The 20,186-nt window shown below is 34.2% G+C and carries 18 protein-coding genes; 9 read left to right on the plus strand and 9 right to left on the minus strand.

Annotated elements, in window-relative coordinates; all coding sequences use genetic code 11:
- Positions 1–9: 9 nt before the first annotated feature.
- The 3 genes from OLM58_RS18765 (at position 10) to OLM58_RS18775 (ending at position 2,189) form a co-directional block, all read left to right on the plus strand.
- Positions 10–483 (plus strand): GNAT family N-acetyltransferase, encoded by a 474-nt coding sequence (locus OLM58_RS18765; protein ID WP_264530118.1) that lies wholly within the window; start codon positions 10–12, stop codon positions 481–483.
- Between the two features lie 83 nt (positions 484–566).
- Positions 567–1,766: an alanine dehydrogenase gene (locus OLM58_RS18770; protein WP_017497520.1), complete on the plus strand. Its 1,200-nt coding sequence runs from the start codon at positions 567–569 to the stop codon at positions 1,764–1,766.
- 36 nt (positions 1,767–1,802) lie between these two features.
- Entirely contained in the window at positions 1,803–2,189 is a 387-nt protein-coding gene (locus OLM58_RS18775; RefSeq protein WP_264530119.1) for a DUF4258 domain-containing protein, read from the plus strand.
- Between the two features lie 68 nt (positions 2,190–2,257).
- Here OLM58_RS18775 and OLM58_RS18780 read toward each other — a convergent pair whose 3' ends face one another.
- Positions 2,258–2,929, minus strand: a complete 672-nt coding sequence (locus tag OLM58_RS18780) for a uracil-DNA glycosylase (protein WP_264530120.1) — start codon at positions 2,927–2,929, stop codon at positions 2,258–2,260.
- Between the two features lie 110 nt (positions 2,930–3,039).
- Here OLM58_RS18780 and OLM58_RS18785 point away from each other — a divergent pair, with 110 nt between their 5' ends.
- Together OLM58_RS18785 and OLM58_RS18790 are read left to right on the plus strand one after the other, a co-directional pair.
- Positions 3,040–5,205 carry an endonuclease MutS2 gene (locus tag OLM58_RS18785; protein ID WP_264530121.1) on the plus strand — a complete coding sequence of 722 codons (2,166 nt, stop codon included), beginning with the start codon at positions 3,040–3,042 and terminating at the stop codon, positions 5,203–5,205.
- A gap of 211 nt (positions 5,206–5,416) precedes the next feature.
- Positions 5,417–5,830 carry a thiol-disulfide oxidoreductase DCC family protein gene (locus OLM58_RS18790; RefSeq protein WP_264530122.1) on the plus strand — a complete coding sequence of 138 codons (414 nt, stop codon included), beginning with the start codon at positions 5,417–5,419 and terminating at the stop codon, positions 5,828–5,830.
- Between the two features lie 192 nt (positions 5,831–6,022).
- On the opposite strand, the gene ettA is transcribed toward OLM58_RS18790, so the two are convergent.
- The 4 genes from ettA to holA form a co-directional block, all read right to left on the minus strand.
- The gene (gene ettA / locus OLM58_RS18795) at positions 6,023–7,714 is read right to left on the minus strand and encodes an energy-dependent translational throttle protein EttA (protein WP_026110094.1); all 1,692 of its coding nucleotides are present in this window, start codon (positions 7,712–7,714) and stop codon (positions 6,023–6,025) included.
- A 66-nt stretch (positions 7,715–7,780) separates the two neighbouring features.
- Entirely contained in the window at positions 7,781–7,963 is a 183-nt protein-coding gene (locus OLM58_RS18800; RefSeq protein ID WP_017497526.1) for a CAL67264 family membrane protein, read from the minus strand.
- A gap of 69 nt (positions 7,964–8,032) precedes the next feature.
- Complete coding sequence (locus tag OLM58_RS18805; RefSeq protein WP_264530123.1) at positions 8,033–10,000, minus strand: hybrid sensor histidine kinase/response regulator; 1,968 nt, start codon at positions 9,998–10,000, stop codon at positions 8,033–8,035.
- 555 nt (positions 10,001–10,555) lie between these two features.
- Complete coding sequence (gene holA, locus OLM58_RS18810; protein ID WP_017497528.1) at positions 10,556–11,560, minus strand: DNA polymerase III subunit delta; 1,005 nt, start codon at positions 11,558–11,560, stop codon at positions 10,556–10,558.
- A 100-nt stretch (positions 11,561–11,660) separates the two neighbouring features.
- On the opposite strand from holA, the gene OLM58_RS18815 reads away from it, so the two are divergent.
- Genes OLM58_RS18815 through OLM58_RS18825 form a run of 3 tightly spaced genes read left to right on the plus strand, consistent with a single transcriptional unit; the run spans position 11,661 to position 14,024 of the window.
- Positions 11,661–12,107, plus strand: coding sequence for a type I restriction enzyme HsdR N-terminal domain-containing protein (locus OLM58_RS18815; protein WP_017497529.1), 447 nt, complete (start codon positions 11,661–11,663; stop codon positions 12,105–12,107).
- A gap of 29 nt (positions 12,108–12,136) precedes the next feature.
- On the plus strand, positions 12,137–13,156 hold the full coding sequence (locus OLM58_RS18820; RefSeq protein WP_264530124.1) for a glycosyltransferase family 2 protein: 1,020 nt from the start codon (positions 12,137–12,139) through the stop codon (positions 13,154–13,156).
- A gap of 34 nt (positions 13,157–13,190) precedes the next feature.
- Positions 13,191–14,024: a flagellar motor protein MotB gene (locus OLM58_RS18825; RefSeq protein WP_017497531.1), complete on the plus strand. Its 834-nt coding sequence runs from the start codon at positions 13,191–13,193 to the stop codon at positions 14,022–14,024.
- A 319-nt stretch (positions 14,025–14,343) separates the two neighbouring features.
- Here the strand turns inward: OLM58_RS18825 and OLM58_RS18830 are convergent, their stop codons facing one another.
- The 3 genes from OLM58_RS18830 to OLM58_RS18840 form a co-directional block, all read right to left on the minus strand.
- Complete coding sequence (locus OLM58_RS18830; RefSeq protein WP_264530125.1) at positions 14,344–14,964, minus strand: L-threonylcarbamoyladenylate synthase; 621 nt, start codon at positions 14,962–14,964, stop codon at positions 14,344–14,346.
- An 83-nt stretch (positions 14,965–15,047) separates the two neighbouring features.
- Positions 15,048–17,384 carry an ATP-dependent helicase gene (locus OLM58_RS18835; protein WP_070908200.1) on the minus strand — a complete coding sequence of 779 codons (2,337 nt, stop codon included), beginning with the start codon at positions 17,382–17,384 and terminating at the stop codon, positions 15,048–15,050.
- 275 nt (positions 17,385–17,659) lie between these two features.
- Entirely contained in the window at positions 17,660–18,427 is a 768-nt protein-coding gene (locus OLM58_RS18840) for a sulfite exporter TauE/SafE family protein (RefSeq protein ID WP_017497536.1), read from the minus strand.
- A 124-nt stretch (positions 18,428–18,551) separates the two neighbouring features.
- Between OLM58_RS18840 and OLM58_RS18845 the strand changes: the two genes are divergently transcribed.
- Complete coding sequence (locus tag OLM58_RS18845) at positions 18,552–19,073, plus strand: hypothetical protein (protein WP_070908108.1); 522 nt, start codon at positions 18,552–18,554, stop codon at positions 19,071–19,073.
- Between the two features lie 145 nt (positions 19,074–19,218).
- On the opposite strand, the gene OLM58_RS18850 is transcribed toward OLM58_RS18845, so the two are convergent.
- Positions 19,219–20,118 (minus strand): patatin family protein, encoded by a 900-nt coding sequence (locus OLM58_RS18850; protein ID WP_264530126.1) that lies wholly within the window; start codon positions 20,116–20,118, stop codon positions 19,219–19,221.
- Positions 20,119–20,186 lie beyond the last annotated feature (68 nt).

Genomic DNA, 20,186 nt, shown 5'->3' on the forward strand with positions numbered 1-20,186 from the left:
AATATAAAGATGAATGCCCAAAATACTGTAGAAATAATCTCTTTTTCAACTGATTTAAAAGAACACATTAAGATTCTAAATCTGGAATGGCTTAAAAAGTATTTTAAAGTAGAAGAAAAAGACGAACTGGTACTTTCTAACCCGCAAGAAGAAATTATCGATAAAGGCGGACTAATCTTCTATGCCAGATATAATGGTGAAATTATTGGAACCGTTTCCTTAATGAAAGTTGATAACACTACTTTTGAATTGAGTAAAATGGCTGTTTCAGATCAGGCACAAGGCCTGGGAGTTGGGAACAAACTGTTAACACATTGCATGACTGTTGCAAAAGAAAACAATATTAAAAAGTTGTTTTTGTATTCTAATCGCATACTGCTTCCTGCACTTCATTTGTACCAGAAATTTGGTTTTACTGAAGTTCCTTTGGGTGACGTCAGTTATGAAAGAGCGGACATAAAAATGGAGAAAATTCTGTTGTAATTCTTAAACAACTATTAGCAGAATTTTTACATTGATTTTAAAACTTTTTACGTAATTTGTACTCTTAATTTTTTGCACAACCCATGTCAATTACCTTAACTCCATTTACGAAACAGCAATTGTTGCCACAAGAAGAAAAACTTGAAATTGGCCGATTCAAAAGTGAGCTTTTTATAGGAATTCCTAAAGAAACAAGTTATCAGGAACGTCGTATTTGTCTGACTCCGGATGCTGTTAGTGCGTTGACATATGAAGGACATAGGGTAATGATTGAATCAGGAGCCGGAGAAAGCTCCAGTTACACTGATAAAGAATACTCTGATGCAGGAGCTGAAGTAACAAATGACACAAAGAAAGTCTTTGGCTGTCCCATGCTTCTTAAAGTAGAACCTCCTACAACAGCCGAAATTGAAATGATCAATCCGGAAACCATCATAATTTCGGCCATTCAATTAAAGACTAAGAAGAAAGCATACTTTGAAGCTTTAGCACAGAAAAAAATAACAGCACTAGCTTTTGAATACATAAAAGATGAAGATGGCTCGTATCCTGCCGTAAAATCACTAAGTGAAATTGCCGGAACAGCTTCTATTCTTATCGCTGCCGAATTAATGATTACGGACGAGTTTGGAAAAGGCCTTTTGTTTGGTAATATTACCGGAGTTCCCCCTACTGATGTCGTTATTCTGGGTGCCGGAACCGTTGGGGAATTTGCTGCAAAAACTGCCATAGGACTGGGTGCAAATGTGAAAGTTTTTGACAATTCAATTACCAAATTACGCCGTTTGCAGAACAGCCTTAACCAACGTATTTTTACTTCAACTGTACAGCAAAAAGCGCTACTAAAGGCTTTAAGGCGTTGTGACGTGGCAATTGGTGCCATGCGCGGTAAAGAGCGTTGCCCTATTATTGTTACGGAAACAATGGTTGAACACATGAAAAAAGGTGCTGTAATTGTAGATGTGAGTATTGACACCGGAGGTTGTTTTGAAACTTCGGAGGTTACCACTCACGAAAAACCGACCTTTATAAAAAGCAATGTGCTGCACTATTGTGTACCTAACATTCCTTCCAGATATTCTAAAACAGCTTCATTATCCATAAGTAATATCCTTACTCCTTATTTGCTTCAAATTGCAGAAGACGGTGGTTTAGAAAGTGCTATACGATGCAATAAAGGATTAAAAAACGGAATTTACATGTATCACGGAATCCTGACCAGCAAAGCAATTGGAGAATGGTTTGATTTACCGGACAACGATATTAATTTACTTGTATTTTAAGGGAACTTTAGTGTACCTTTGCAAAAATTATATTTCATGAAGTTCGTACATCGTTTTGCATATTATTTGATTGGTTTGGTTATGGGATGCTTTTTTGTAGCCCTTGTGTTCAGTGGAAAAGATACACGTTGCAATTACTTTCCAAACGCCAGAGTTTTAAATAATTTACGCACTAAGCCTTTTCAGTATTCCGAAAAAGCAATTCAGACTTTAAATGAAAAATGGGTTGACACCGCAGATATTAAAAGCACACTGACATTTGGTGATGTTGATTTTGACAATAGCAATGTGCCAGTAAACAAAGGAAAGCTTTATATTATTGAAGGTAAAACAGCTAAAAATCAAGAGATTATTTTAAAGGTAATCAACTACGAGAACAAAGCTATTCTGGAAGAGATCATTAAAAAAGATACTAAAGAATAGGTCTGCCGTTGTAACAAGCAGAGACATTTTTTTTGTACTAAAATCTGATTCTAACTAGTCATCCGTTTCTACAACCAGTCGATTTCTTTGATTGCTTTGGATTTCAAAAAATCATTAGTTTTGCTAAAATGTTTGTTTCCGAACCATTTTCCCTGATTAGCACTCATAGATGAAGGATGTCCGGATTCTAAAACACAATGTTTGGAACGATCAATTTTAGCGCCTTTTTTGTGAGCAAAGCTTCCCCATAATAGGAACACAACATTCTCTTTTTGATCTGAAATGGCTTGAATTACGGCGTCTGTAAACAGATTCCACTTCAAGTGTTTATGACTATTTGGGCTGTCTTTGCGAACCGTCAAGGATGCATTTAAAAGTAGAACACCTTGTTTTGCCCACTTTTCAAGATTGCCTGATGTTGGCATAAAGATCGAATCGAGATCGTCATTTAGTTCCCTGTAAATATTTCGCAGTGAAGGCGGAATTTTAACGGAATCATTTACAGAAAAACTCAATCCATTCGCTTCTCCTTCCCCATGATAAGGATCTTGTCCTATGATGACAACTTTTAAGTTTTGAAAAGTACAGGTATTAAAAGCAGAGAAAATCAATTCTGCAGGTGGATAACAAGTATGTGTTTGATACTCAATTTCCAAAGTTTTCATTAGCTCAGAAAAATAAGTTTTTTGATTTTCATCTTTTAACACCGTTTCCCAATCAGGAGAAAGATTGATTTTCATTTTTTAAATTTTATCACAAATTAAGCAAAGTTTTCTTCAAACTACTAATTAATAGTACTATTTCGTTTCAAAACTTTGTAACTTTGAACCTTTACAACTTACGATATATAATGATATCTATAACCGAAAAAACATTACAAGATTTACAATTTCCTACGGTACTCGAAACCATTTCAGCAGGCTGTAATACTGATATAGGAAAAGAAAAAGCTTTACAAATAACACCTTTTAGAGATCAGGAAACTTTGATGCAGGCTTTAATGCAAACATCAGAATATGTTTCCTCCTTTCAAAATAATAACGCTATTCCCAATCACGGGTTTGACGCTATAACTCACGAGATTAAGTTTCTGGCAATTGAAGATAGTTTTCTTGAAGTGGGAAGCTTTAGAAAAATTGCTACACTCTCTTCTACCTCAAACTTTTTACTAAATTTTCTTAAAAAGTTTGATGATTATTATCCAAATCTAAATGCGAGAGCTTCACGTGTTGAATACACAAAAGATATTGTGACCACTATTGATGCTATTGTAGACAAATATGGTGAAATAAAAGACAATGCTTCGCCAGCTTTATTAAGCATTCGTCAGGGCATGAACCTGGTTCGCGGTAAAGTGAACCAAAGTTTTGGAGTAGCTCTTACACAATACAATAGTCTTGGTTATCTAGATGATATAAAAGAAAGTTTTGTGCAAAACCGAAGAGTTTTGGCGGTTTTAGCCATGTACCGACGAAAAGTTAAGGGCTCTATTTTAGGAAGTTCGAAAACCGGAAGTATTGCTTATATCGAACCCGAAGCTACACTAAAATACTCCAGAGAATTAGCCAATTTAGAATACGAAGAGAAGGAAGAAATTACCCGAATTTTGAAGCAATTATCCAATGTAATTCGTCCGTACTTGCCTTTATTAATTGAATATCAGGATTTTTTGAGTGATATTGACGTTGTTGCCGGAAAGGCTAAGTATGCGAATCGAATCAACGGAATCTTACCCACTATTACAGAAGAAAGAAGATTGTTTTTCAGAGAAGCGTATCATCCGATTTTATATCTGAACAACAAACAGAAAAACGAAGTTACCCATCCACAAACCATTGAACTAAAGCAAGATAATCGTATCATTGTGATTTCGGGACCTAATGCGGGTGGAAAAACAATTTCGCTAAAAACAGTAGGTTTGTTACAGTTAATGCTGCAATCCGGAATGCTTATTCCGGTTCATGAACGAAGCGAAACATTCTTGTTTGACAGGATTTTAACAGATATTGGAGATAATCAATCTATTGAAAATCACTTGAGCACCTATAGTTACCGATTAAAGAACATGAACTACTTCCTGAAAAAATGCAACAAGAAAACTATGTTTTTAATTGATGAATTTGGTACAGGGTCTGATCCGGAATTAGGAGGTGCTTTGGCAGAAATATTTCTGGAAGAATTTTATCATCGTGAAGCTTTCGGAATTATAACCACTCATTATTCCAATCTAAAGATTTTGGCTAATGAATTGCCATATGCAACCAATGCCAACATGATGTTTGATGAAAAAACTTTGGAACCTATGTACAAACTGGCTTTAGGTCAGGCCGGAAGTTCATTTACTTTTGAAGTAGCTCTAAAAAACGGAATTCCTTTTGGATTGATTAATCGCGCAAAAAAGAAAATTGAAGTGGGTAAAGTTCGTTTTGATAAAACGATTGCAACCCTTCAGAAAGAGCGCTCCAAGCTTGAAAAAACTTCTCTTAATTTAAAAGAGGAAGAAACCAGGGCTCGTGAAGAAAGCAAAAAGATGGAAAACATCAATGTAAAGATCAAGCAAAAACTCGAAAGTTATCAGGAATTGTACGATAGCAATCAGAAAACCATTTATATCGGTCAGAAAATCGAAGACATTTCAGAGAAGTACTTCAACAACAAAAACAAAAAGGAACTTATTGGTGAGTTTTTAAAAATAGTTGAGATTGAAAATTCAAAACGTAAAAAGGCGACTCCAAAAGAAACAAAAGCAATAATTGAAAAGAAAAAAGAAGTAATTGCTGAAATCACAGTTAAAGTGGAGGAAATTCGAAAAGAGAAAAAAGAAAAGAAACTTAAACCTGTAGTTGAAAAACCTAAACCCATTCTAAAAGTTGGCGATCGTGTAAGAATGCTCGACGGAAGATCTGTTGGAAGTATTGATGCTATCGAAAAAAATAAAGCGACCGTAAATTACGGCATTTTCACTTCGAAAGTAAGTTTAGATGAGTTGGAGTTGGTTGAAGCGGTTAAAAAGTAGTAAAATTGATGTTTTTAGTACCGAAAATTAAAACAAGACAATTTAAGAGGCTAAATCTTTAAAAACAAACAAGAAGGGCGATATATTTTAAAATTGCTGTAAAATCGCTTTATTAAAGCCATTTTTAATCTTTAAATACTATTAAAAACAGAATCACAATAGATAAAACAAATAATTAGATTATTCCCTCAAAATACCACATGTTTAAAAAATGATTGATCTACCCGCAAATAAAAAAATAATTCTCTTTGATGGCGTCTGCAATCTCTGCAACTCTGCCGTGCAATTCATAATCAAGCATGACAAAAAAGACGTTTTTAGATTTGTGGCTTTGCAATCAGAATTAGGAATTTCGATTTGTAAACATTTGGGGATTAGTTTTGCAAAAATGGACAGTATTCTATTATTCAATCCTGACTCTGCATACTTTTACAAATCATCTGCAGTAATAGCTATCGCAAAAGAATTTGGTGGTCTTTGGAGACTATCAGAAATTTTTAGAATTGTTCCCATTTTTATCAGCGACCGTATTTATGATTATGTTGCCAAAAATAGATACAATTGGTATGGTAAAAAAGAAAGTTGTATGATTCCAACAGCGGAATTGAAAGCTAAGTTTCTTTAGAAAATTTCAATTTTTAAATTCAAATTTCAATTTGATACGATATTGTTATTGCGTAATATTTGTCATTTCGAGGAACGAGAAATCATATTTGCAAATCGACAAAGATCGAAGAAATGCTTTATATAATAATAAAAAATCCCAAATTCACAATAACTGGAATTTGGGATTTTTTTATTGAAAGTTTAGATTTTACTATCTAATCAATTTTCTGTATTTCAGACGTTTTGGAGTTAAATCACCACCAAGACGTTTCTTTTTATTTTCTTCATAATCTGAGAAACTTCCTTCAAAGAAATAAACTTCTGAATCACCTTCAAAAGCAAGAATGTGAGTACAAATTCTATCTAAAAACCATCTGTCGTGCGAAATAATTACAGCGCAACCAGCGAAGTTTTCTAAACCTTCCTCAAGTGCACGTAGTGTATTTACGTCAAGGTCATTCGTAGGCTCATCCAGTAAAAGTACGTTTCCTTCTTCTTTCAATGTCATCGCTAAGTGCAAACGGTTACGCTCTCCACCAGACAACATCGATACTTTTTTGTTTTGCTCGCCACCTCCAAAGTTGAAACGTGACAAATAAGCTCTTGAATTTACCTGCTTACCTCCCATCATTACCAACTCCTGACCGTCGGCAAAATTTTCCCAAATTGATTTGTTTGGATCAATGTTAGAATGTGACTGGTCAACGTAAGCAATTTTTACCGTTTCACCAACTGAAAATTCTCCACTATCGGTTTGCTGTTCTCCCATGATCATTTTGAAAATAGTCGACTTACCAGCACCATTTGGTCCAATAATTCCAACAATTCCGGCCTGTGGCAAAGTAAAGTTCAAATTATCGTACAATAATTTATCCCCAAAAGCTTTTGCTACATTTTTAGCTTCAATCACATTGGTTCCTAAACGCGGACCGTTCGGGATATAGATTTCCAGATTTTCATCCAGTTGTTTTTGATCTTCATTCAATAATTTGTCGTAGTTCTGTAAACGGGCTTTTTGCTTTGTTTGACGACCTTTTGCTCCCTGACGAACCCACTCCAACTCACGTTCTAAAGTTTTTCTTCTTTTAGAAGCCACTTTTTCTTCCTGAGCCATACGGTTTGATTTTTGATCCAACCATGAAGAATAATTTCCTTTCCATGGAATACCTTCACCTCTGTCTAACTCTAAAATCCAACCCGCAACATTGTCTAAGAAATATCTATCGTGCGTTACCGCAATTACAGTTCCGGAGTATTGTGCTAAATGTTGCTCTAACCAAAGAACACTCTCAGCATCAAGGTGGTTGGTAGGCTCATCCAAAAGCAATACATCAGGCTGTTGCAATAACAAACGACATAATGCTACACGACGGCGCTCCCCTCCTGAAAGGTTTTTAATTGGTGTATCTCCTTCCGGTGTACGCAAGGCATCCATTGCAATTTCAAGTTTTGTATCAATTTCCCAGGCACCAAGAGCATCAATTTTGTCTTGCAAAGCTGCCTGACGATCCATCAACTTGTCCATTTTATCCTGATCTTCATAGTTTTCAGGAAGACCAAACAAATCATTAATCTGATTGTACTCTTCTAAAACTGCCATCGTTTCAGCTGCACCTTCACGAACAATTTCGATAACTGTTTTAGAATCATCAAGTATTGGTTCTTGCTCTAAGTAACCAACAGTATAACCCGGTTGAAAAACAACATCGCCCTGGTAGTTTTTATCAACTCCTGCAATAATTTTTAAAAGTGAGGATTTTCCGGAACCATTAAGTCCCAAAATACCAATTTTAGCTCCATAGAAGAAACTCAAATAAATATTTTTAAGAACTGGCTTGTCTGCTCCCTGATAGGTTTTACTCAATTTTTGCATTGAGAAAATTACTTTCTTATCGTCTGACATTTGATTTATTTTTTATTTTTATGTTTATTTTTTTGATTCTTTAGAGAAATCTACTTAGATATATTTTTAAACTCTTCCTTTCAAAGCGTTAAAAACCCAGGCGTTTGCAATAAAACCAACTCCGGTCGCAGCAAATCCCCAGCCCGAAACGTCTCTGTATCTAAAAGCGCCAAGACCTATAAGTAACAAGCCCATAAGTACCATTATAAAAGTAGCCCATCCCAGAATGGTATTTTTATTCATTCCCATAATTGCGTTATTAGTATTTTAAAAGTAGTAATTTTTTAGAGATGCAAATATCGTGAATTTCCATAGATCTTAAAGTGTTTTTTGTGCAACATATTTTAAAATTGTTTCATACAAAATATCTGGATCTACCGGCTTATCAAGTTTTTCTAAAATTTTAGCCCTTTGAAAATCGTCGTTACCTATATTTTCGCAAATGGCCGTTAAAGCTACGATTGGTATTTCAGGTTTTAAATTACTAATAATTGCCGATGCCTCAAAACCATCCATAACAGGCATCATTATATCCATCAATATTATAGCATAATTTTTAGCTTTAACTTGCTCAACTGCTTCAAGTCCATTATTAGCTACATCACATTTAAAACCTTTATTTACTAAAATTTTCTTAGCGATCAGCTGATTCATTTTATTATCCTCAACCAATAAAATCTCGATATTTGAAAGTTGCTCTATTTGTCTTTCAGTAGTACTAATAAGGGTTTCATCATTGCTTTCTTTAGAAATCTCAAAATCAATCACAAATGAAAAAGTAGTTCCATTACCTTTTTTAGATTTAACATTTATCTGACTGTCAAAAAGTTCTAACGTTCTTTTAATAATTGACAACCCTAAACCACTTCCGCCGTAATTCATATTGATGTCTGTCGATTCCTGTATAAATGGTTCAAATATTTTATTTTGAGCATCTTCTGAAATTCCAATTCCCGTGTCAGAAACTTTAAATTTAATACTTTCTTTACCATTAACAGAAGCAATTAATTCTGCTTTTAAAGTTATTTCGCCATTTTTAGTAAATTTCGCAGCATTCGTCATCAACTCCATAATTACCTGAGTAAATCTTATCTCATCACACTTTAAAGTCGGTGAAATTTTATCATCAAAATCAAGTATGATCCTATTGTGGTTCGAATTATTGATTCTAAACATTTCACTGATGGAGTTTAATATTATTTCCAGGTTAATGTCTTTGTGTTCTAAGCTAATGGTATCATGGCGTTTTAGATTTTTAAAATCTACCATGTTATTGATAAAACCAAGAAGATAATCTGAAGAAAAATTCAAATTTTTAATATACTCTTCCTTTAGAAGTTCTGATTTTTCACTTTTAAGCAAATATGCTGTTCCTTTAATTGTATTCAAAGGAGTTTTCAATTCATGTGTTACCACATCAAGAAAAGTATCTTTTATTTTTGATGCCTCATTTAGCTCTCTATTTATTTTTTTTAACTCTAAGTTTTTCTTCTGTAGAATTAAATTGACCTTCATTTTATAGTTATATGCTCTAAATTGAATTATAAACAGCACTGTCAATATCAGAACAATCAAAAATGCAAAAATCAGCAAATAATTTTTATACGATTCACTTACACTTTCAAGTCTGGCTTGATTAATTTTTCCTTTATTCTCAATGTTTTTTATTTTTAAAGTACTATTTAACTTGTTTGATTTTTGAACAAGCCTCATCCTAAACTGATTGAGTCTAACATACTCTGACACTGAAATTTGATAGAATTTTGCAGCCCTTTCCAGATCCCCTATATTGTAATAATACATTGCTTTTAACTCATTCAGCTTAGCATCATAGGGAGTTCTTCCGTCTGTGGCAGGCGTTTTGGTTTGTTCTACAAGCGTCAGATACTTATTTACGCTGTCATTTTCTTTTAGATGGTAATAATCTTCAGAAATGAAGAGATATAGATTTGGTATCTTAAAATTATTCTTCTCAGCTGTGTTGCTTTTCTTGATATTTTCAAGCGAGGTCATCGCAAAATCAATAGATTTCTTGTAGTCTTTAGAGGTTTTATAATAAACGGAGAGGTTGTAGTTTATATTAATATTATCCTCATGGTTGCCATATTTTTTTATTAATCTCTGCGCTTTCAGATCATATTCATGCGATAATAACTTACTGCCTTCATAATATCTCAAATCGCCAAGAGCTTCATACAGTAAAGCTAACTCCCGCTTATCATTATAATTTTTTAAGATCTGAAAATTTTCAAACAGATAAGCATTTGGAGTTCCAAAACTTCGCAAATAGGAAATTAGCTTAATACTCTCTCTGTGAAAAAACAAAAGACTTGCCGTGTCTTTTTTTGTTTTTAGATAAGCTTTTGTTTTATTTAAGATTTTAAGTCCTAAAAGATGATTTTCAACATTCTCCGTTTGGATTAACTTTTTTACACTATCAATCTTTGACAGAATAATGTCTGAGTTTGCTTTTGACTGAATTTGAGACTGCGAATGACTCTTAAAACCAGTAGAAATACAAACGAATAGCACAAGAATAATCCTTATTCTTGAAATGCATAAATTTAAAGTAGATGGGGCCACCGAATTCTTTTATGTAAATAATATTCAGGTAATATAGTAAATTTAGATTGTTTTTACCAAAATTTTAATAAATTATATACTACTATTATGACAAATCATTCCTGTAACCGTATTAATTTTATGCATTTAGTAAATGAAAAACTAAATATTCCTTGTCAGTAGCGATTTTAAAAATCAAAATTTAAAGTGAACAAATCAGGGTAAATTGATACATTTATTACACATGAAAGCATTTGTAATAAGCTAGTATTGAGTTGCTTAATTAAATATTTTATATAGCATTTCTTTTAATAAATCGGATTGTGGTAATGCATTGGCTCCTACTCCTTTGCTTTTAACGTCAACATCACGCAGTGCGCCTACAATCTGGCTCACTTTTCGCATGGGATAGTTTTTTATTGCTAAATCATACTCCTTTAAAAAATAAGGATTGACCCCAATGGCTGCTGCAACATTTTTAGGATTTTTATCTTTAAGTCCATGGTATTTTAAAAGTTGAACAAAGAAACCGAATACTAATCCCGTCGTCATTACTAGTGGATATTCTTTAGGATTATGGGCGAAATTCTCCGCAATCTTATAGGCTTTCAACTGATTTCGTTCACCTATCGCTTTTCGCAATTCAAAAACATTATAATCTTTGCTGAAGCCAATATTTTCCTCGATATGTTGTGGCGTAATAACGGTTCCCTGTGGCAGAATAATTTGTAATTTTTCTAATTCATTATTAATTTTACTCAAATCGGTACCCAAAAATTCAACCAACATTGCATTGGCTTTTGGGTCTATTGTATATTTTTTTCCGGCGAGTACACGTTTGATCCAGTCACCGACCTGATTTTCGTATAATTTTTTACTTTCATAAACAATTCCTTTCTGAGCCAGTAATTTGGTTACTTTTTTACGTTTGTCCAACGTTTTGTATTTATAACAAAAAACCAACACTGTCGTTTCCATCGGATTGCCTACATAAGACTCTATTTTATCAATTGTTCGCGATAAATCCTGTGCCTCTTTCACAATAACAACCTGACGATCAGCCATCATAGGATAGCGCTTGGCCGTTGCTACAATATCTTCAACCGATACATCTCTTCCGTATAAAACAGTCTGATTGAATCCTTTTTCTTCCTCAGCGAGCACATTCTGTTCAATATACTCCGATAATTTATCAATATAATATGGCTCTTCGCCCATTAAAAAATAGATCGGTTTTATATTTCCGGCTTTTATGTCATTAACAATTTTTACAACTTCGTCCATTAAATTAAGTTTTCAGTATACAGTATCAGTCTTCAGTTTAATTCAAAATAAATAAGTGGTTAATTTTCAAATTGACTAATTTTCAAATTATATTTGCTTTATGCTTAAACTTAATTTCCCAACCTATACTTTCCGATTCAAAAATAGCGAAAATAAAGTGTCTATTTTTGATGAAATCAGGAAAAAATTTATCATTCTTACTCCGGAAGAATGGGTTCGTCAACATGTAGTTCAGTTTTTAATGATTGAGAAAAAGTATCCTAAATCACTTATAAACGTTGAAAAAGTACTTACTGTCAATGGTTTAAGAAAGAGGTATGATGTGGTAGTCTTCAATTCTGATGGCTCTATACATATATTGGTAGAATGCAAAGCGCCCGAAGTTAAAATCTCACAGGCAACTTTTGATCAGATTGCCCGTTATAACATGACAATGCAGGCACGGTTTTTGAACGTCACAAACGGACTGAGTCATTTTTACTGTCAGATGGATTTTGAGAATGAAAAGTATCAGTTTCTAAGAAGCTTGCCCGATTATAAAGAATAGAATAATATTAAAATAAATAAGAATTACTTTTGGATAAAATAGCTGTTGTAATTTTAAACTGGAATGGCGTAAAATTGTTAGAACAATTTTTACCTTCTGTTATCCGATTTTCTGAGGGAGCTGAGATTTATGTTGCTGACAATGCTTCAACGGATGATTCTATAGACTTTGTTAAGAATAATTTCCCTTCCATAAAAATAGTTCAAAACAATGGTAATCATGGCTTTGCTAAAGGTTACAATGATGCTTTGCAACATATTGATGCCGAAATTTATGCTTTGGTAAATTCAGATATTGAAGTTACTGAGAACTGGCTCACTCCTATCCTTGAAACTTTTGAGAATGAAAAACTAACCGCAATCATTCAGCCAAAAATTCTGGACTATAAAAATAAGGAGTACTTTGAATATGCAGGTGCAGCTGGTGGTTTCATTGATAAATATGGATTTCCTTTTTGTCGTGGTCGTATTTTTGATGCAATAGAGAAAGATAATGGGCAGTATGATGATAATTGTGAATTGTTTTGGGCTTCCGGTGCTTGTTTCTTCATCAGGAGTGAAGTTTATCATGAACTTGGAGGTTTTGACGAGACCTTTTTTGCTCATCAGGAAGAAATCGATTTCTGCTGGCGTGCTGCAAATGAAGGTCATGTGATTAAGTACGTCTCAGGTTCTACTGTTTATCATGTTGGAGGGGCAACTTTACAACAAGGAAATCCAAGAAAGACTTTTTTGAATTTTAGAAATTCATTATTAATGCTTGTTAAGAATTTACCTAAAAAGAGACTATTCTTCGTGATTTTCTTCCGAATGGTTTTGGACGGAATAGCGGGTATCCGTTTCCTTACTCAGGGCAAGTTTGGCCATACTTTTGCTATCCTGAAAGCTCATTTCTCTTTTTATTGCATATCTTTAAAGTACCTTAAAAAGCGTAAAGATTTCCAGATACAAGAATACTATATGGTTAAAAGTATCGTTTACTTGTATTACCTGAAGAAATTACAGGTATTTAAAGAAATCTTTAACATTAATCAAAATATTAAGAACTAAATTTGTAATCAACGTTTAATTAAATATAATACCTATGAGAAAAATAGTTATCGCACTATCAGTACTAATGGCCTTAACTTCGTGTGTATCGAAGAAGCAATATGCTGCTTTAGAAGCTAAGAACAAAGAGATACAAGATTTATTAAACTCTTGCACAGTTAAATTAAATACTTGTTTGGAAGAAAAAGCAGGATTAGCAGCAACTGCTGAAAGCTATAAGCAACACAATCAGGATTTAATCAGTACTTCTAAGGACTTAACTGTTTTAACTACTAAAGGAGCTGAAAATCTTGAGAAATCTTTAGAAAGTTTAAAAGAAAAAGATTTAAAAATATCTAGACTTCAGGATGCATTAACTAAGAAAGACAGTGTGACTTTAGCTTTAGTTACAAGCTTAAAAGGAGCTGTTGGAATCAATGATCCGGATATCGAAATCAACGTAGAAAAAGGAGTTGTATTTATTTCTATCGCTGATAAATTATTATTCAAAAGTGGAAGTTATGACGTAAGCGACAAAGCAAAATCTGTTTTGGCTAAAGTTGCAAAAGTAGTAAACGACAAGCCTGATTTTGAGTGTATGGTTGAAGGTCACACAGATGACGTTCCTTACAAAAGCAATGGAATTATCTTAGACAACTGGGATTTAAGTGTTAAGCGTTCTACTTCAATCGTTCGTGTATTAAGTAATGAACTTGGTGTAAACCCTGCTAAATTAATCGCTGCCGGTAGAAGTTCTTATGTACCATTAGTAGCTAATGATAGTGCTGAGAATAAAGCCCGTAACAGAAGAACTCGTATTGTGGTTATGCCAAAAATCGATCAGTTCTACGATATGATTGAAAAAGAAATGAAGAAACAAGCGAAATAATCTCGTTTTTACATACTTTATTAAACAGAAAAAGCAGGTCAATTGACCTGCTTTTATGTATCCTTAATTTTTTAATAACCAATTAAATATAAATCAAGAATAGCATTATCTTTAAATTAACTAACTAAATTTTAACAAACCTAAAGTTAATTAATTATTTTAGATAATTATATCATTTAAGTTTTTTTTTACAAATGGCCTTTCGAGGGCTTTTTTTGTTTCAAAAAGATCCTGATTTTGAGGTATGAAAATCCTTGCAACTAAAACGATAATAACGAATAAAACCCTTCTGGATATTGAAAGAGGAGTGCTTTTTCTTTTACAAAATATCAAGATCACCTTTTCCTTCTCTTACAATGACTGGCTCGTGCTCAGACAAATCAATAATTGTAGAGCCTACGTTATCGCCATACCCGCCATCAATAACCAAATCGACTAGATTTTGCCATTTTTCAAAAATCAATTCAGGATCTGTGGTATACTCAATTACGTCATCTTCATCACGAATAGAGGTTGACACCACTGGATTTCCAAGCTGACGAACAATTTCAAGAATAATATTATTGTCCGGTACACGAATCCCTACCGTTGTTTTCTTTTTAAACTCTTTAGGAAGATTATTGTTTCCGGGTAAAATAAAAGTATAAGGTCCCGGTAATGCTCTCTTAAGAATTTTAAACGTTGATGTATCAATCTGGCGTACATAGTCTGATAAATTACTTAAATCGTGACAGATGAATGAGAAATTTGCTTTCTCTAATTTGACACCTTTTATTTTTGCAATTTTTTCTAAAGCACGCGAATTGGTAATATCACAACCTAAACCGTAAACAGTATCAGTTGGATAAATCACCAAACCACCACTCTGAAGTACTTTTACCACTTTGGCTATTGCAGCTTCATTGGGTTTGTCAGGATATATTTTTATGAACTCAGCCATTTTATTATTTTGTTAAAAGTTTAATTAGTTTCAGGTTTCAGGTTACCGAATAGCAACTTGAAACTTAAAACTTGGAACATTCATTATCCCACAACATCTAATTTAGCAAATCTTAACAACAATTTCTTGATTCCACCCACTTCAAATTTTATTTCAGCTTTTTTATCAGCACCAACACCTTCCATATTGACGATTTCACCCTTTCCAAAACGTTCGTGCATCACTATATTTCCAATGGTGAGCTTATTATCAAATAAATTGGCAGCTCCATTGTTTGGACTGGTGCCGGTAACGGGTTTTAATTTTCGAATATTCAAATCCGATTTTGGTTCGTTGGCTGTAACATGTTTAGGCGGTGTACTTCCTACAGGTTTCACCAATCGTAGTTTCGACTTATCGATATCTCCAAAAATATCTCCGTCAATTGGAGATTTATAGCGATAATTGGTTTCGGCCGGTGTTAAATATTCCAGATACTGCCCGTCAATTTCTTCAATAAAACGGGATGGTTCGCTGTCGGTCAATTTTCCCCAACGGTAACGTGATTGTGCATAGGTCAAATAAGCCTGATGTTCGGCACGAGTAAGCGCTACATAAAATAAACGGCGTTCTTCTTCCAATTCACTGCGTGTACTCATACTCATCGCACTTGGGAACAAATCTTCCTCCATTCCTACTACAAAAACGTGAGGAAATTCTAGCCCTTTCGCAAGGTGAATGGTCATTAATGCCACACGATCTTCATCAGAAGTATCTTTATCTAAATCTGTCGCCAATGCCACATCTTCCATAAACTCAGACAAAGCTCCTCTTGCACCATCAACCTCTTTTTGTCCCTCAGTAAAATCTTTTAAACCATTTAAAAGCTCTTCAATATTTTGAATTTTAGCCATTCCTTCCGGCGTGGCATCTTTCTTTAATTCCTGAACAAGTCCTGTTTTCTTAGCGACATGATCTGTAACATAAAAGGCATCCTGATTTTGATCAATAACCTGAAAACTCTGGATCATTGTAACAAAATCTCTGATTTTGTTCTTTGTTCCGGCATTTAATTTAAGATCAATTTTATCAATATTAACCATTACTTCCCAAATCGAACGTTTGTAATGATTTGCCGCAATCGTAAGTTTTTCAACGGTTGTATCTCCAATTCCACGTGCCGGATAATTGATTACACGAATCAAGGCTTCTTCGTCTTTCGGATTGATTACCAAACGAAGGTAGCACAAAACATCTTTAATTTCTTTACGTTGATAGAAAGATAAGCCTCCGTAAATTCGATACGGAATATCTCGTTTGCGAAGTGCATCTTCCATTGCACGTGACTGTGCATTGGTACGGTACAGGATTGCAAACGAACCGTTATGCAATTGATTCTGCATTTTTTGTTCAAAAATCGTACTGGCTACAAAACGTCCTTCTTCGGCATCTGTTAAACTTCTGTGGACTTTAATTTTTCCGCCAAAATCATTTGCTGTCCAAACTACTTTATCAAGTTTGGTTTTATTATGTTCCATCACCGTATTTGCGGCTTCCACTATATTTCGGGTGGAACGGTAATTTTGCTCTAAACGAAACATGATTACACCTTCGTAATCTTTCTGGAAGTTCAGAATATTATTGATATTCGCTCCACGGAAAGCATAAATACTCTGAGCATCGTCTCCAACCACACAAATATTCTGAAATTTATCAGATAACGCTCTTACGATCAAGTATTGAGAGTGGTTCGTATCCTGGTACTCATCCACCAGAATATAACGAAAACGGTTTTGATATTTTGCTAAAACTTCGGGAAATCTGGTCAATAACTCATTTGTTTTCAATAACAAATCATCAAAATCCATAGCACCGGCCTTAAAACAGCGCTCTACATATTGCTGATAAATCTCTCCTAAACGCGGTCTTTTTGCCATAGCATCGGCTTCAACCAATTCAGGATTATTGAAATAGGCTTTCACTGTTATCAGACTGTTTTTGTAATTTGATATACGACCTAAAATCTGTTTTGGTTTATAAATGTCTCTATCCAGCTGCATTTCTTTTATAATAGAAGAAATCAGTCGGGCAGAATCCTGAGAGTCATAAATCGTAAAATTAGAAGGATACCCCAAGTGATCTGATTCTGCACGAAGAATACGTGCGAAAATCGAGTGAAAAGTTCCCATCCAGAGGTTTTTTGCTTCAGAAGCTCCCACAATATCTGAGATCCTGTGCTTCATCTCACGGGCTGCTTTATTGGTAAAAGTAAGCGACAAGATATTGAAAGCATCAATACCCTGAGCCATTAAATAGGCAATTCTAATTGTTAAAACACGGGTTTTTCCCGAACCTGCACCAGCAATAATAATCATTGGCCCGTCTTTTTTCAAAACAGGCTGTCGTTGCGCTTCATTGAGCTGGTCAATGTACTTTTGCATGAAATTTTTCTCCATAGTGATGCAAAATTAAGAATTATAGCTTTAATAAGCTACTAAGAATCTAAGGTTCTGAGGTGCTAAGTTTTTTGTTTTTTCTAATGATAAAGATTATCAGGCACTAAACTATTTAGTGGACATGTTTATCTAAACTTTCAAGAGAATTAGCTATTACAATGTATGAAATATATTAGTAGTAATTTATTAGAAACTAAATGGATACCAGAAACCAAAAGTAATGAAAAACTTAGACCCTTAGAATCTTAGCAACTCAGCACCTATTTATAAAACACATCGTAAGAAAATCGGATTAACGTACCAATTACGACCACTAAAAAGAAAACGCGAATAAAACCATTTCCTTTATTAATGGCGAGTTTTGCACCAAGCCACCCGCCGAGTCCGTTGCTTATCGCCATTGGAATTGCGATTGTCCAGATTATTTTCCCTTTTATCATAAACAGACAGATCGAACCGAAGTTGGTAGCGAGATTTACCATTTTGGCATTTGCGGACGCGTGAAGAAAATCAAATCCTAAAAGCGCTATAAAAGCAACCACAAAAAAACTTCCGGTTCCCGGACCGATAAAGCCATCATAAAACCCAACAATTATACTGATAACAACGGCATATAATATTTGTATTCCGGCCGAATGATCTTTAGCTTCGTGTTGTCCGAAGTTCTTCTTGGCATAAGTATAAATCAGTAAAAGTGATAACACAACCAATAAAAGAGGTTTCATAAAATCATTGCTCACGTAGGTTAGCAGTGTAGAACCCAGAAATGCAGAGGGAACAGCTAAACACATCATAATTATTAAAAGTCTCCATTGAATTACAACTTTTTTGAGGTATTGAAAGGCTGCGAAAGAAGTTCCGGTAAAAGCGGGTAACTTCAGAGTACCTATAACGGTAGAAACCGGTAAATTTGGCAATAGAATCAAACCCATTGGTGTTTGAATTAATCCACCTCCGCCTACTATAGCATCAATAAATCCTGCTGCAAAAGCAGCTAAACAAAGTAAAATTATAATGTAGGTGTCCATTCAGGCTGTATTTGAATTGATTTTAAAATCTCATCACAAAAGTATGCTACCAGTTTGTTTATTACAATAATTTTAAAGTGGATTTCTCCCTGAAAAGTATATTTTTGCTAAAAATTTAAACCCAATGGATTTTACAAGAATTATAGAATTAGCCAGTTACACTTTACCTGCTGTCGTTACCGGATTTGTGGCCTACAGTTTTTTTGAACTGCACATTAAGAATTTCGATAAAAAGCGTAATTTTTTACTAAACAAAGAAGCACATAAAGAATCTTTGCCTATACGCTTACAAGCTTACGAGCGTATGACTTTATACTTAGAGCGAATCAATCTGACCAAATTACTGATCCGAATCGCTCCAATCTCAAATGAAAAACACGATTACGAGAATTTTGTGATCGATCAGATCGAACAAGAATTTGAACACAATTTAACCCAACAAATTTATATGTCGGATGAATGCTGGACTATTATTACAACAGCAAAAAACTCAACCATACAAATCATCCGTAAAACTGCAATGAGCGATCGTGTAGACAGTGCTGATAAATTGCGTGAAGTAATTTTAAATGATTTATTGGAAAAACAATCCCCAAGCAATGCAGCTTTGGCGTATATCAAGAATGAAGTAGCGGAACTTTTCTAGATTTTTGGATTGTTGGATCTTTAGATTATTAGACTGGCTTAGAATGCTTTGATTTTGAAACTAAACCATATAAGGAGTGTTTTTCGAATGATCTAACAATCTAACAGTCTAATAATCTAAGCAAGTCTAAAATGTCTAATAGAAACTATCTATTATCACTCATAACTTCAGATTTATTCTGGGCATATTCATAGCCTTGTTCCCACCACTCCTTCATGACTTCCTGATTGAAGATAAGGGCATTATCGGTTAGCTTTGTCGGTGTGTAATACAGGTTAAGCTTCACATTTTTATTGTTTGCCAGAAGCTTTCCAATAGTAATATCATGTTTTTCGACCTGATCTAAAGCAATTCGGAACAAATCGATCATTAAAGAAAACGGATTCTTACCGATAACCGTTTTGTCCATATTTACCTCGGTTTCCAGAATAATAACGTCAATTTCCGTTGCCCCGCGATTAATGGCTTCACGGATTGGAACTAAGCTTGCAAAGCCTCCATCCCCGTATTCGTAGTTGTTTTTCTCAACAAGGCTCATAAAAGGAACATAATTACTGGAGATCCAGGACCATTCACAGAATTCTTCATAGGTACAATCTTTCACCGATTTGTATTCTGCTTCATTTTTCGTAAAATTAGTTACCGTTATAACAATATCACTGTCAAGCTTTTTTAGTTTATTGAAATCTGATAAAGAAAAATTATTTTTTATGTATCTCTTTAAACCTTTACTTTCACCAAAAGTCCTTTTTCCCTTGAAAAACTGACGTAATACGTTAAAATGATTTATGGTTACAATGTCTACACCATCTTTATTTTTCACAACAAATGGGCAAATATTAAAAATACTGGCCATGGTAACATTGGTATAAACAGAGTGAATTTTCTTAATGTGACCCAAGGCCAAATGAGGTATCAGCAAACTACCAGTCGAAGTGCCTATAAACAAATCATACTCGTGATTTTTCTCTTCGATCAGATATTGTGCGACACCGCCGGCAAATGCCCCTTTACTCCCTCCACCAGAAATAACCAATGCTCTCATATTTTTTTAAGTTGTGCGTTTTGAATTAAAATATTCACTTGCACTTTTTTTACAATTATTCAACTCTG

Origin of the sequence: Flavobacterium sp. N502540 (genome assembly GCF_025947365.1) — a bacterium.
GTDB lineage: Bacteria > Bacteroidota > Bacteroidia > Flavobacteriales > Flavobacteriaceae > Flavobacterium.

Bases quoted from the DNA above. Each gene is read 5' to 3' on its own strand.
- OLM58_RS18770 (WP_017497520.1), top strand. From the start codon at position 567: ATGTCAATTACCTTAACTCCATTTACGAAACAGCAATTGTTGCCACAA.
- holA (WP_017497528.1), bottom strand. From the start codon at position 11,560: ATGGACGAAGTTGTAAAAATTGTTAATGACATAAAAGCCGGAAATATA.
- OLM58_RS18790 (WP_264530122.1), top strand. From the start codon at position 5,417: ATGATTGATCTACCCGCAAATAAAAAAATAATTCTCTTTGATGGCGTC.
- OLM58_RS18800 (WP_017497526.1), bottom strand. From the start codon at position 7,963: ATGGGAATGAATAAAAATACCATTCTGGGATGGGCTACTTTTATAATG.
- OLM58_RS18830 (WP_264530125.1), bottom strand. From the start codon at position 14,964: ATGGCTGAGTTCATAAAAATATATCCTGACAAACCCAATGAAGCTGCA.
- OLM58_RS18815 (WP_017497529.1), top strand. From the start codon at position 11,661: ATGCTTAAACTTAATTTCCCAACCTATACTTTCCGATTCAAAAATAGC.
- ettA (WP_026110094.1), bottom strand. From the start codon at position 7,714: ATGTCAGACGATAAGAAAGTAATTTTCTCAATGCAAAAATTGAGTAAA.
- OLM58_RS18825 (WP_017497531.1), top strand. From the start codon at position 13,191: ATGAGAAAAATAGTTATCGCACTATCAGTACTAATGGCCTTAACTTCG.
- OLM58_RS18780 (WP_264530120.1), bottom strand. From the start codon at position 2,929: ATGAAAATCAATCTTTCTCCTGATTGGGAAACGGTGTTAAAAGATGAA.
- OLM58_RS18845 (WP_070908108.1), top strand. From the start codon at position 18,552: ATGGATTTTACAAGAATTATAGAATTAGCCAGTTACACTTTACCTGCT.
- OLM58_RS18840 (WP_017497536.1), bottom strand. From the start codon at position 18,427: ATGGACACCTACATTATAATTTTACTTTGTTTAGCTGCTTTTGCAGCA.
- OLM58_RS18785 (WP_264530121.1), top strand. From the start codon at position 3,040: ATGATATCTATAACCGAAAAAACATTACAAGATTTACAATTTCCTACG.
- OLM58_RS18775 (WP_264530119.1), top strand. From the start codon at position 1,803: ATGAAGTTCGTACATCGTTTTGCATATTATTTGATTGGTTTGGTTATG.
- OLM58_RS18835 (WP_070908200.1), bottom strand. From the start codon at position 17,384: ATGCAAAAGTACATTGACCAGCTCAATGAAGCGCAACGACAGCCTGTT.
- OLM58_RS18765 (WP_264530118.1), top strand. From the start codon at position 10: ATGAATGCCCAAAATACTGTAGAAATAATCTCTTTTTCAACTGATTTA.
- OLM58_RS18850 (WP_264530126.1), bottom strand. From the start codon at position 20,118: ATGAGAGCATTGGTTATTTCTGGTGGAGGGAGTAAAGGGGCATTTGCC.